The 12,981-nt window shown below is 45.9% G+C and carries 12 protein-coding genes; 6 read left to right on the top strand and 6 right to left on the bottom strand.

The window, feature by feature from the left end:
* The first annotated feature begins 58 nt into the window (after positions 1-58).
* From tig to M5J74_RS09440, 4 genes are all read left to right on the top strand, one after another.
* The gene (tig, locus tag M5J74_RS09425) at positions 59-1,489 is read left to right on the top strand and encodes a trigger factor (protein ID WP_015153866.1); all 1,431 of its coding nucleotides are present in this window, start codon (positions 59-61) and stop codon (positions 1,487-1,489) included.
* 269 nt (positions 1,490-1,758) lie between these two features.
* Entirely contained in the window at positions 1,759-2,457 is a 699-nt protein-coding gene (clpP, locus tag M5J74_RS09430) for an ATP-dependent Clp endopeptidase proteolytic subunit ClpP (RefSeq protein ID WP_041462410.1), read from the top strand.
* A gap of 10 nt (positions 2,458-2,467) precedes the next feature.
* Positions 2,468-3,808: an ATP-dependent protease ATP-binding subunit ClpX gene (gene clpX, locus M5J74_RS09435; protein ID WP_015153868.1), complete on the top strand. Its 1,341-nt coding sequence runs from the start codon at positions 2,468-2,470 to the stop codon at positions 3,806-3,808.
* A gap of 85 nt (positions 3,809-3,893) precedes the next feature.
* Positions 3,894-4,802: an alpha/beta fold hydrolase gene (locus M5J74_RS09440; RefSeq protein WP_250016401.1), complete on the top strand. Its 909-nt coding sequence runs from the start codon at positions 3,894-3,896 to the stop codon at positions 4,800-4,802.
* A 51-nt stretch (positions 4,803-4,853) separates the two neighbouring features.
* On the opposite strand, the gene M5J74_RS09445 is transcribed toward M5J74_RS09440, so the two are convergent.
* Positions 4,854-5,522 (bottom strand): nitroreductase family protein, encoded by a 669-nt coding sequence (locus M5J74_RS09445; protein ID WP_015153870.1) that lies wholly within the window; start codon positions 5,520-5,522, stop codon positions 4,854-4,856.
* A gap of 115 nt (positions 5,523-5,637) precedes the next feature.
* Positions 5,638-6,621 carry a GntR family transcriptional regulator gene (locus tag M5J74_RS09450; RefSeq protein WP_015153871.1) on the bottom strand — a complete coding sequence of 328 codons (984 nt, stop codon included), beginning with the start codon at positions 6,619-6,621 and terminating at the stop codon, positions 5,638-5,640.
* Positions 6,622-6,754: 133 nt separating this feature from the next.
* Between M5J74_RS09450 and M5J74_RS09455 the strand changes: the two genes are divergently transcribed.
* Together M5J74_RS09455 and M5J74_RS09460 are read left to right on the top strand one after the other, a co-directional pair.
* Positions 6,755-7,495 carry a dienelactone hydrolase family protein gene (locus M5J74_RS09455; protein WP_106168190.1) on the top strand — a complete coding sequence of 247 codons (741 nt, stop codon included), beginning with the start codon at positions 6,755-6,757 and terminating at the stop codon, positions 7,493-7,495.
* Between the two features lie 117 nt (positions 7,496-7,612).
* Positions 7,613-8,515 (top strand): S1 RNA-binding domain-containing protein, encoded by a 903-nt coding sequence (locus M5J74_RS09460; RefSeq protein ID WP_250016403.1) that lies wholly within the window; start codon positions 7,613-7,615, stop codon positions 8,513-8,515.
* A 44-nt stretch (positions 8,516-8,559) separates the two neighbouring features.
* Here M5J74_RS09460 and M5J74_RS09465 read toward each other — a convergent pair whose 3' ends face one another.
* The 4 genes from M5J74_RS09465 to M5J74_RS09480 form a co-directional block, all read right to left on the bottom strand.
* Positions 8,560-9,663, bottom strand: a complete 1,104-nt coding sequence (locus M5J74_RS09465) for an ABC transporter ATP-binding protein (RefSeq protein WP_250016406.1) — start codon at positions 9,661-9,663, stop codon at positions 8,560-8,562.
* A gap of 85 nt (positions 9,664-9,748) precedes the next feature.
* On the bottom strand, positions 9,749-10,615 hold the full coding sequence (locus M5J74_RS09470; RefSeq protein ID WP_015153875.1) for a carbohydrate ABC transporter permease: 867 nt from the start codon (positions 10,613-10,615) through the stop codon (positions 9,749-9,751).
* A 2-nt stretch (positions 10,616-10,617) separates the two neighbouring features.
* Entirely contained in the window at positions 10,618-11,544 is a 927-nt protein-coding gene (locus M5J74_RS09475) for a carbohydrate ABC transporter permease (RefSeq protein WP_106218825.1), read from the bottom strand.
* 98 nt (positions 11,545-11,642) lie between these two features.
* Positions 11,643-12,959, bottom strand: coding sequence for an ABC transporter substrate-binding protein (locus M5J74_RS09480; protein WP_106218826.1), 1,317 nt, complete (start codon positions 12,957-12,959; stop codon positions 11,643-11,645).
* Between the last annotated feature and the right edge of the window lie 22 nt (positions 12,960-12,981).

The following is a 12,981-nucleotide window of genomic DNA, read 5'->3' on the forward strand; positions in this document are numbered from 1 at the left end:
AGTGCTAGTGTGGTACTTCAGCAGGTAAAAAACAATCAGTTACATATCTTCTATCAAAATGAAAGTCACCCAGGAAAAGCTTCCCGCCAGTCAAATTGGTCTGGAAATAGAAATTCCCGCCGACAAGTCTCAACAGAGTTACGAGCAGGTAATTCAAAACTTCACCCGCGCCGCCAACATTCCTGGGTTCCGTAAAGGTAAAGTGCCGCGCCAAATCTTATTGCAACGGCTAGGGACAACGCGGATCAAGGCAGCAGCGTTAGAAGAGTTAATTCAAAGTGGCATTACGGAAGCCATTAAGCAAGCAGAAATAGAAGCGATCGGTCAACCTCAGTTGCGTTCCTCTTTTGAGGATTTAATTGGTGCGTTCGAGCCAGGAAAACCCTTGACATTCTCCGCTGCGGTGGATGTACTGCCGGAAATTGAGCTGAAGCAGTACAGCGGCTTACAAGTTAAGGCAGAAGAAGTCAAGTATGACCCAGAAAAGGTAGAAAAAGTTTTAGAAGAAAATCGTCAGGAACGAGCTACCTTAATTCCTGTAGAAGGGCGGGCGGCGCAAATGGGAGATGTAGTCATTATAGACTTCAAGGGCTATCTCGTACCGGAGGCAGAAGGCGAAGAACCACAGGAGATCGAAGGAGCCTCAGCCACGGATTTTGAAACAGAGCTATCGCCAGGAAGATTTATTGAAGGCTTTGTAGATGGCATTGTCGGTATGAGTCCAGGGGAAACAAAGGAAATATCGGCGCAGTTTCCCGAAGGATATCCTCAGCAAGAAATAGCAGGCAAGCCAGCAAAGTTTACGGTAACCGTGAAAGAGTTAAAAGAGAAAGAGTTGCCGGAGCTGAATGACGATTTTGCTCAAGAAATTAGTGAATTTGAGACTTTAGCAGAACTGCGCTCGACGCTAGAAACTCGGTTTCGCGAAGAAGCAGAAAAGAAAACTAAGACAAATAAGCAACAGGCATTGTTGGACGATCTGATCGAGCATCTAGAAGCCGATTTACCGGAGACGATGATCGAGCAAGAAGTCGATTCGGTGTTGACGCAAACGGCGATGCAGCTCCAAAGACAAGGAATTGATGTCAAGAAACTGTTTACTAAAGATACAGTGCCGCAGCTAAGACAGCGATCGCGTCCAGAAGCGATCGATCGATTGAAGCGATCGTTAGCTCTACAGGAAGTCGCGAAAAAAGAATCGATTGAAGTCGAGCCAGCTGCCGTGGAAGCACGGGTCAAAGAGCTAATGGCTGAATACTCCGGTCAAGATATCGATCGAGACAGGCTCAAAGAAGTCGTCCAAGAAGAACTGCTAACAGACAAGATTTTTGTTTGGCTAGAAGAACATTCCGCGATCGAACTCGTACCAGAAGGTTCTTTACAGGACGATGAAGAGGATGAAATTGATGATGCGGAAATTATAGAAGAATCGACCCAGCCAGAAGCGTCAGAAGCGACTATAACAGTAGAAGCAACTGAAGCTGAGTGATTGGGAAGTCGGGAGTCGGGAAGCGGGTGGAGGCGGAGGTATCCTCCGCATCGGAGCCGCGTAGTCGGGAGTGGAATGTAAGAAAATTTTGACTTTTGACTTTTGATTTTTAACTTTTCCCTTACCCCTTACCCCTTACCCCTTACTCCTAACCCCTAGTTCATGAGGCATAATAGTCAACAGATAGCAAAGCCACTGGTGAAAAGTGCGATCGCCTTCAGCGCCAGTTAAATCCACTGCATCTGGCTCTACTTCTGGAACAATTATCTATGCTTGTATCTCAGTCCTCATACTATCCACTCATTAGCAGCCACAAACATCTAGAGCTAAACTCTATGATGGCTCCTAGCAACATCGTGCCAATGGTAGTGGAGCAATCAGGCATGGGAGAACGTGCCTTTGATATTTACTCTAGATTGCTCAGAGAGCGGATTGTTTTTTTGGGCACTCCAGTCGATGATGCTGTTGCTGATTCGATCGTGGCTCAGTTGTTATTCTTAGAAGCTGAAGACCCAGAAAAAGATATCCATCTTTACATTAATTCTCCAGGCGGCTCTGTTACGGCTGGTATGGCGATTTATGACACAATGCAGCAGATTCGCTCTGATGTTGCTACTATTTGTTTTGGATTAGCAGCTAGTATGGGAGCGTTTTTGCTCGCAGCCGGAGCAGCCGGAAAACGGATGTCTCTACCCAGCGCGCGAATCATGATCCATCAACCCCTCGGTGGCGCTCAAGGACAAGCAGTTGACATTGAGATCCAAGCCAAAGAGATCCTCTACCACAAGCGGCGATTAAATGAAATCCTCGCCTACCACACAGGTAAACCCTTGGAGAGAATCGAAGCCGATACGGAACGCGACTTTTTCATGTCGGCAGCAGAGGCAAAAGATTACGGGTTGATCGACCAAACGATCTCTAAGCAAAATCTCCCCAAAGCGGGCGAAGCAGTCACATCAGTGAAGTAAGAGGCTTCTTATGTCTAAGTACGACTCCCATTTAAAGTGTTCATTTTGCGGCAAATCGCAAGAGCAGGTACGGAAATTGATTGCCGGACCGGGAGTCTACATCTGCGATGAATGTGTAGATTTGTGCAATGAAATTCTGGATGAGGAGTTATTAGACTCAACTGCTGCTGCACCCCAACAGCCTCGTCCAGAACCACCACCAAAGCGGCGCAGTCGAACTGGGGGGATCTCGCTCAACCAAATTCCCAAACCCCGCGAGATTAAAGCACATCTCGACGAACACGTTATCGGTCAAGATGAGGCGAAAAAAGTTTTATCGGTAGCAGTTTACAACCACTACAAACGCCTGAGCTTAGTACAGTCGAAAAATAGTAGCGGTAAAGCTGGTGCAGAAGATATCGTAGAGTTACAAAAATCTAATATTTTGTTAATTGGTCCGACTGGTTGCGGCAAAACTCTACTGGCGCAAACTTTAGCGCAGATTCTTGACGTACCCTTTGCGGTTGCCGATGCCACAACGCTTACAGAGGCGGGTTACGTTGGCGAGGATGTAGAAAACATCTTGCTCAGATTATTGCAAGTTGCCGATTTAGATGTAGAAGAAGCTCAAAGAGGCATTATCTACATCGACGAGATCGATAAAATTGCCCGCAAGAGTGAGAACCCCTCAATTACCAGGGACGTTTCGGGAGAGGGCGTACAACAAGCGCTGCTAAAAATGCTGGAAGGTACTGTGGCAAACGTTCCACCCCAAGGGGGGAGAAAACATCCTTACCAGGACTGCATCCAAATCGATACTAGCAACATTCTATTTATCTGCGGTGGGGCTTTTGTCGGGTTAGAAAAAGTTGTAGAGCAGAGAATTGGCAAAAAGTCAATAGGTTTCATTCAGCCAGGAGAAGGGCTATCGCGAGAAAAGCGGACGGCAGATATTCTCGTCCACTTAGAGCCAGACGATCTGGTAAAATTTGGCATGATTCCCGAATTTATCGGTCGCGTGCCAATGGTAGCTGTGGTCGAACCATTGGATGAAGAAGCGTTAGTGGCAATTCTGACTCAGCCTAAGAGCGCGTTAGTCAAGCAATATCAAAAACTGCTGAAGATGGATAACGTCCAACTAGAGTTCAAACCTGAAGCCCTGCGGGCGATCGCTCAAGAAGCCTATCGTCGCAAGACTGGGGCGCGGGCGCTGCGAGGAATTGTAGAAGAACTCATGTTGGAGTTGATGTACGAGTTGCCATCGCGCAAAGATCTAACTCGTTGTGCGGTGACGCGGGAAATGGTAGAGAAACGCTCTACCGCCGAACTGCTGCTGCATCCGTCTTCCTTGCCCAAACCGGAATCGGCTTGATGGTCGTTGGTCAACCGTCATTTGTCATTTGCCTCAAGTTGCTAACAAATGACAAATGACAAATGACAAAGGACAAAAATTATAGATGCCTTATATTTCAGTTCGTGGCGTTGAGCATTACTACGAGTGGATTCGGACACCGGAAGCCAAACAAGATAAGCCTGTAATGGTATTTCTGCATGGCTGGGCTGGTTCAGCTCGTTATTGGCGCAGTACGGCACAAGCACTTTCAGAACAGTTCGATTGCTTGTTATATGACATGCGGGGATTTGGGCGATCGCGCGGGAAACCTGCCCTATCTGCTGCTAACGTTGATGTAGCTGAGGCAGAGTCACCGCAAGCACAAGCTGAGGCGATCGCTGAGTTAAGCTACGAGCTAGAAGAGTACGCCGAAGATCTTGCAGGATTGCTGGATCGGCTGAAATTACCTTGGGTATACCTTAACGCTCATTCGATGGGAGCGTCGGTAGCAACATTTTTTCTCAATCGCTATCCAGCACGGGTAGAAAAAGCGATTCTTACTTGTAGCGGCATCTTTGAGTATGACGAGAAGGCTTTTGCTGCCTTTCATAAATTTGGCGGTTACGTTGTCAAGTTTCGTCCCCAGTGGTTGAAGAAAATACCATTTGTCGATCGCATGTTTATGGCACGGTTTCTGCATCGTTCGATTCCTGCTACCGAACGCCAAGCTTTTCTAGAAGATTTTTTGGTAGCGGATTACGAAGCAGCTTTGGGAACGATTTTTACTTCCGTCAGCAAGACAGCAGCAGAAGTGATGCCCCAGGAGTTTACCCGTCTGAAAGTGCCGACGTTATTAATTTCTGGGGAGTATGACAAGATTATTCCAGCGGCGATGGGGAAACAGGCAGCTGCATTGAGCGATCGCGTGGAGTTTGTGACGATCCCCAATACGGCTCACTTTCCCATGCTGGAAGATCCTCAGAGTTACCTTCAGCAAGTACGGGAGTTTTTGGCGCTTCCTGTGTCTGTGTAAAACAGGCAGAAGGCAGGACGGGTAGGGGCGCACAGCTGTGTGCGCCTACGTTTATCCTAAAAAAGGATCGCCGTAAGTTTCGCTGAAGCAAACGCGATCGCTTTTGAAACGCCCGCCGTATTGTTTGAAGGGTTCGGCGGCGTAGCCGAGGGCGACTAAACAGCAAACATCGACATGGGGTGGAATATGAAAGGCTTCCTTGACTTGTGCTGTAGAAAAGCCTTCCATCGGGCAACTATCAACACCAAAGCTTTTAGCAACTAACATTAGATGGGCGACAGCTAGCATGGTGTGGCGGTTTGTCCACGCTTCCATCGACTCGAAACTAGGATGGTTTTCAAAGAAAGGTGGAATTTGCGATCGCATGTAATTTGCGTAGTCATCGTTCATCGCCCCCACTTCAGAACCCAATGCGATGACGGCTTCAATATTTTCCATTTCCGCACTGGCGCGATCGCCACAGCAAATTAGTACGACTGGGGCTTCCCCTACTTGACGCTGATTAAAGGCACAAGCTTTCAGTTTGTCGCGATTTTGTTGTTCTCGCACGACGATAAATCGCCAAGGCTGGAGATTAAAGCCAGAGGGAGCGCGTAATCCTATCTGAAAAATTGCTTCTAGAATTGCTTCGGGAATTGGATTGGAACGAAACGCTCTAGCTGCACGGCGCTGCTCGATCGCTTCTTTCAAACCAGTGGAAGGATGAATGTCTACAGTCATTTTATTTACTAAATGCTGAGTATTAATCTAATATTTTAAGTATAAATGATTTAAGTTTAAACAGTTATTGGCGATCGGGGATAGAAACTAACAACCATCAACCATCAACCATTTCTTAATCAATCCCTAACTCGCGTTTGAGAGAATCAATTGAGTCAGTGGCAATATAATTTTCGCAACAAACAAGTTGGGGCGGGCGAATAATGTTTTCTCTCGCAGCTTGAACGGCGGCTCTAACAGCAGCATAACTGGCGCGATCGCTAATAATTAAGTGGGCGCTTTTGACAATGCCATTAAGCTTATAGCTATCTCCTGTTTGGGCTGTTCGTACTAACAATTCGCTCCCTCGCAGGCTATAAATAATGACTTCAGCAGCTCTTAACAAACCAGAGCTGAGGCTGACAATCCCCACACAATTACCTTTAGGTAATTTTTTCAAAGTTTGAATTTCTTGACTGTAATCGTAGACATCTACAGGGATGACACGTACTCCTTTAGGTGAGGCGATCGCTTCTGCAACACCAATAAAATAGCGGCTCGTCACCACCGTACCAGAAGGTGTTTGTTCTAGAATTGCAGCTAATTCCTCAATCGGAACTAGCTGAACACTTACACCTAATGCTTTTTGCAATTCATCCACCATCAACTTACCCGCGCCGATATCATCACTTGGAACCGTCACCAAGACTTGAGCGCTACTGCGCAATCGCCAATCAATTTCAGCGATAAATACTTCCCGTGCTTCGTTGAGCGAACAGCCTAACTTGAGTAATTCCTCTAAACTGCGTCGGACAATCTTTTCTGCTGCGGGATACTTTTCTATCACGGGGGAAGACGAGCGGGGGCTGCTATTATGAGCTTGAGCGCGGACGTAGATGCCCGAACCTGCCAAACTTTCGACTAAACCGTCTTCCTCCAACTGACGATAAACTTTACTAATAGTGTTGCGATGCAAACCAGTCTGGATTGCTAATGCTCTCGTACTGGGTAAACGCTGTCCAGGTGGAAACTGCCTAGAGGCGATCGCATAAAGAATTTGATTGTAAAGTTGAGTAGAAGCAGGAATATCGCTATCTGGCTGAATGTGAAATTGAACCATTTTTTTAGAGAGTCGGGGGAAGAGAGCTGAGGGAGCCCAGGGGGCTGAGGGGGCTGAGGGGGCTGAGGGAGCAATTCAAAATTCACGCACCACGTACCACGCACCACTCCTTGATAACTGAATCTATACCATCATGACAGATAAAGAAATTCAGACAAATCACGTCAAAATTTTGGCTGGAGATTTGGATATCGATGCTTATTTAGCAGCACCAACAGTAGATGGGACGTATCCTGGGATTGTGGTGTTGCAGGAAGTATTTGGGGTCAACTCTCACATACGGGATGTGACGGAGAGAATCGCTAAACTGGGATACGTGGCGATCGCTCCCGCGTTATTTCAACGCCTCGCACCAGGTTTTGAGACTGGTTATACTCCAGAAGAATTGGAAGTGGGGAGAAAATATGCTTGGGAGCAAACCAAAGCGTCAGAACTGTTAAGCGATATCCAAGCCGCGATCGCCTACTTAAAAGCTTTGCCTCAAGTCAAACCAAACGCAATTGGTTGCATCGGCTTTTGTTTTGGGGGTCACGTCGCATATCTAGCGGCAACTTTACCAGATATTAAAGCGACTGCGGCTTTTTATGGTGCTGGCATTCCTACCCGTACTCCTGGTGGTGGTTCTCCTACCCTATCTCGTACATCCGAGATTTCCGGCACAATTTATGCTTTTTTTGGCTTGGAGGATGGGAGTATTCCTACCGAGCATATAAACCAAATTGAAGCCGAGCTGACGAAATACCACATATCTCATAAAATCTTTCGCTATCATGGAGCAGGTCACGGCTTCTTCTGCGATCGCCGCGCAAGCTATAATCCAGAAGCTACAGCTAATGCCTGGGAGCAAGTGAAACACCTGTTTGAAACTTTGTGAGGAGTCAGAAGTCAGGAGTCAGGAGTCAGAAGAATACAAATCTTAATTACTCCCTTGTCTCCCTTGTCCCCCTTGTCTCCCTTGTCCTCCCACTCTCGACTCCCTTTTTGTATTCCTATGAAATCTGATTCGACCCCATCTGTATCTAGCTCATCGTTCTCGATGGAGGATTTTGCTAAAGCACTGGAACAACATGACTATCAGTTCCAGAAAGGGCAAACAGTACGCGGTAAAGTTTTTCAATACGACAGCAACGGCGCTTATGTCGATATTGGTGGTAAATCCGCTGCTTTCCTCCCAGCAGATCAAGCTTCCCTACAACAGGTTACGGATTTGTCTACCGTACTACCTTTGCAAGAGGAACTAGAGTTTCTGATTATCCGCGACCAAGATGCAGATGGACAGGTCACTTTATCGCGTCGTCAGTTAGAAATTCAGCACATTTGGGAGCGCATCGAGCAGATGCAAGAGAATCGCCAGACAGTGCAGGTACGAGTGACAGGAGCAAATAAGGGTGGCGTGACAGTTGACGTGCTGGGTTTGAGGGGATTTATTCCGCGATCGCATTTAGTTGAAAAAGAAAACATGGAATCGCTCAAGGGTCAAAACCTGACAGTTAGTTTTCTGGAAGTCGATTACGACAATAAAAAACTCGTCCTTTCCAATCGCTTAGCGACTCGCGCCAGTAGCTTCAGCCAATTGGAAATTGGTCAACTTGCTACGGGTAAAGTTTCCAGCATTCAACCTTTTGGTGTGTTTGTCGATCTTAATGGAGTCAGTGGTTTACTCCACATCAAGCAGGTAAGCCAAAACTATACCGCTTCTCTACCCGCCCTGTTTAAAATTGGGCAGGAAATTAAAGCGGTAATTATCGATTTGGATGAAGGTAGAGGCAGAATTTCCCTTTCCACAAAAGTTTTAGAAAACTATCCAGGGGAAATTCAAGAGAAAATGGACGAAGTGATGACAAACGCTGAAGCGAGAGCCAATAAAGCCAGAAAGTTAGTCAACGAAGAATAACATAAATGTAGAGACGTTACATGTAACGTCTCTACATTTACAAATTATGAATAAACTCCTGCCATCTGCCGCCCAATTAAAGCATCACCCGATTGAACGTCAAACCAGTGCAGGTGTTGAGGTGGTAGGGTAAGGGCTATTTCTTCCTCTTCGTTCCAGCGACGGTCTGTAGGTAGCAACGCCCGCACGATCTGCGTGGGGGTGCTGTGACTTTCGACCCGCGTACTGACCAAATAATTCATTCCCAAGTTTTCTACAACGTTGACTCGCCCTCGGACAAAGCTAGTATCGCCAGGTCGAGCAATGCCAACGTTTTCAGGACGGATACCCAAAATAATTTCTGGTGGTACGGTGGGCAAGTCAGGTAGGGGAATTTGGAAATCTCCTAGCATTGCCGATCTACCTTTACAGGGTAGGGTAAGCAAATTCATTTGAGGACTGCCAACAAATCCTGCTACAAATCGATTTGCCGGATGATTGTAAATGCGATCGGGCGAGTCGAGTTGCTGTAAGTACCCATCATTGAGCAAAGCCACCTTAGAAGAAAGCGTCATTGCTTCAGTTTGGTCGTGGGTGACGTAGACTACAGGGGCTTTTTGGGCTGCAAATATGCGCTTGAGATCGGCGCGGACTCGTTCCCGCAATAATGCATCGAGGTTACTTAGGGGTTCGTCTAACAAGAATACCTGAGCTTGACGTACCAGCGCCCGACCGACAGCTACCCGTTGTCTTTGTCCGCCAGATAGCTGTCCTGGTTTGCGGTTCATTAACTCATCCAGTCCCAATAGTCTGCTAACTTCCGCTACCCGTTGTTCGATGTCGGCGCGAGAAACTTTTTTCAGCTTCAGTCCAGAAGCGAGGTTTTCGCTTACCGTCATGTGCGGGTAGAGAGCATAGCTTTGAAACACCATCGCCATATTGCGATCGCCTGGTCGTTTGGAGGTGATATCTTCCCCACCTAAAAAGATGCGTCCGCGAGTTGGGGCATCTAACCCTGCAATCATCCGCAATACTGTAGACTTACCACAGCCACTAGGACCGAGTAACGTCAAAAATTCTCCATCATCCACAGTCAAACTCACATCTTTAACTGGGACAACTTTAGGAGCATAAGTTTTATTTAAATTTCTGAGTTCGAGTTTAGCCATTTTTAAAAGTGAATAATGAGTAGTGGCGAGTGTTTAATTTTGACTTTTGACTTTTGACTTTTGACTTTTGACTTTGACTTTTGAATCATCCCTTAACAGCGCCAGCAGTCAGACCTTGAACGATCTTGCGCTGGAAGAAGAGGACGAGGAGAATTAAAGGTAGAGTGCCTAAAATGGTTGCAGCAGCGATGGGTCCATAAGGAATTTCAAATACTGAAGCCCCACTCAATTGAGCGGTTGCTACGGGTATGGTTTTCATTGATTCTCGCGAAATAAATGTTAGGGCAAAAATGAACTCATTCCAAGCAGCAATAAAAGTCAGAATTCCTGTCGTCACCAAAGCGGGAAGAGTCATGGGTAATAGAATCTTCCATAGTAATTGAAATGTGTTGTATCCATCTACTCGCGCTGAATCTTCCAAATCTTTAGGTAGTTGTTGAAAAAAACTGCGCATTACCAAAATTGTTAGAGGTAAATTAATCGCCGTGTATGGAATTATTAGCGCTAAAAAGTTGTTGGCTAAATTGGTTACTTGAACAATTTCCAACAGTCCTAGAAATAGTAATACCGTGGGAAATAAGGTAACGATTAGGACGATCGCGAGAATAACTTCCTTACCCACTAATCGCAACCGTGCCAAAACATAAGCTGCTGGTGCGCCAAAAGCTAGACACAGTAGGGTAGAGGTAATAGAAACAAAGGCACTATTTAAAATGTAAAGTCCAAATGGACGACGGGTAAATAGAGATGCGTAATGCTCGAAGGTGAAGCGAGTGGGAAAGTAAACTGTAGGAACGGCTGAGATGTCTTCGTTAACTTTTACGGAAGTTAATACCTGCCACAGCACGGGGGCGAGAAAGAATATAACAACTAAAGCTACTGCAATTGGTAGCCAAATGGCTCGCCAATTTATCCCTGCTTTGGCTTGCGATCGCGATTGTGCAATTGCCATAATTAACGTACTCCTGCGGCATTAGCCCGCGCTCTGGTTAAGAGTAAGGATGCGATCGCGACAGCAATGACTAAAATCAAAAATGTCACGACAATCAACGCCGAACCGTAGCCGAAATCTAAATAACGCATCACTGTACTGTAGATATAAATTGAAACCGTTTCCGTTGCCCCACCAGGACCACCGCCAGTCATAACTTGAATTAAGTCGAAGATAGCGAAAGCTTGAGCAAAACGGAACAACAAAGAAACAATAATTTGCGGCATTAACAAAGGGACGGTAATCTTCCAAAAACTCTGCCACGGAGTCGCACCATCTAAAGAATGCGCTTCGTACAAGTCGCCAGGTATTGACTGCAACCCCGCTAGCAACAGCAATGCAATAAATGGTGTTGTCTTCCACACGTCAGCTAAAATGACCGCAATCATTGCCAGCGTTGGATTTCCCAGCCAACTAATCCCTGTTTCAATTAACCCCAGGCGGCGTAATATATCGTTAACTACACCATACTGGTCGTTAAAAATCCACGCCCACGCAACCCCCATAACCGCCGTTGGCAAAGCCCAAGGAATTAAGGTAATTGTCCGCACAATTCCCCGTCCTTTAAAGGCTTGGTTAAGTACCAAAGCGACACCAATACCTAAAATTAATTCTGACAACACGGAAGCGGTTGTAAACACGGTGGTGTTCCACAAACTTTGCCAGAATCGCCCGTCGTTAAACATCCGCCCGTAATTACTCAAACCGGAAAACACTAGTTCTAACTCAGTTCCCAGGTTTTGAGTAAAGACGCTCAGCCAAAACGCTCGTAAAATTGGATAGGCATACACTACCAACATGACAATTAGTGCTGGTAAGAGTAAGATCCATCCAGTTTTCTGTTCTCTTTTTTGTACGACATCGAGTTTCATAGTTTTGTCATTGGTCATTGGTCATTTGTCATACCCTTCGGGAAGGGCTTCGCCCTACGTCATTTGTCATTAGTACTTATTATTTTTGACTTTTGACTTTTAACTTTTGACTTTTTCTAGGCTTGATTTCGACCTAATAAAGTGCGGGTTTCTTTAGCAGCCGCTTCCATTGCTTGTTCGGGACTCATACGGTTGGAAAGGGCAGCACTGAGGTAACGTTGCAAAATATCAGAAGCTTGCGCGTATTGGGGAATTGCCGGACGCAGAACTGCTTTTTGAGCAATTTGCAGTAACTCTGGAAAGTAGGGATATTTTGCCACAACGTCTGGGTCGGTAAATAATTCCTTCCGGCTGGGTACGTATCCCGCCCCTAAGATAAATCGCTTTTGCGCTTCCCGACTCATAAAGTATTGCAGGGCTTTCCAAGCCTCTTCTTTATGGGTCGAGTTACTCGAAATACCAAAACCCCAGCCTCCTAAACAAGCACCACTTGTTTCTCCTGGGGCGTGAACCATTGGTTTAATAGCTACTCGATTTCTGAGTTGAGACCCTTTTTCATTTGCTAAAGGTAAGACATAGGGCCAGTTTCTTAAAAAGGCAACTTGACCGCTTTGAAATAGGCGGCGAGTGTCCTCTTCTATGTATGTTGTTACCCCTGGTGGAGAAATACCTTTTTCAATCGTACTGCGGAGAAACTGGACTGCTTGAATTGCCTCGGGTTTGTCTAGCCCAACTTCCTGTGTATCTGAATTTACCCAAAATCCGCCATAACCTTCAAGAACTTCAACGAACATTGCTGATAGTCCTTCATATTGCCGTCCTTGCCAGACATAACCCCAATCGACTTTATCTTGTTTTTGTAAAGTTTGAGATGCCTGAATTAAATCTTGGAAGGTTTCTGGCGGTTTTAATCCTGCTGCTTTGAGTAAATCTTCGCGGTAGTAAAGTATGCCAACATCTGCACGGATTGGGATGCGATATAATCCATCCCTGTATCTTCCTGCTTCTATATCTTGGGCTGTAAATGCTTTTAATTCCTCTGGACTTACCCGATTTTGCAAGTCCATCAACCATCCAGCCGCCGCAAATTTTGGGGTCCAAATGATATCTAAAAGTACTAAGTCGTAAGGAGATTCACCTAAGAGAAAAGCTGAGGAGTAAAGATCCTCAATTAAATTAGCAGCATTTGGACCTTCAATAACGTTGATGCGAATTCCTGGATTTTCTTTCTCAAAGTCTTGAAACATTCCTGCTCGTAGATCTTTGACATCGGGTGCAAGAATTAAGGTATTCAAGACAACTGGTTGCTGTGCGATCGCTATCCATGCTGTCAGGATAATACTAAGGGACAGCACGAAGAGCAGCATCCATCGATACCACTTTTTCAGTTTTTGATGGAGAGTATGCAGTTTGTTTTTTGACTGACGATCCATTGTGATGTTAAGAGTTCAATCG

Source organism: Chroococcidiopsis sp. CCNUC1 (assembly GCF_023546805.1).
In the GTDB taxonomy this organism is placed as follows: Bacteria; Cyanobacteriota; Cyanobacteriia; order Cyanobacteriales; family Chroococcidiopsidaceae; genus Chroococcidiopsis; species Chroococcidiopsis thermalis.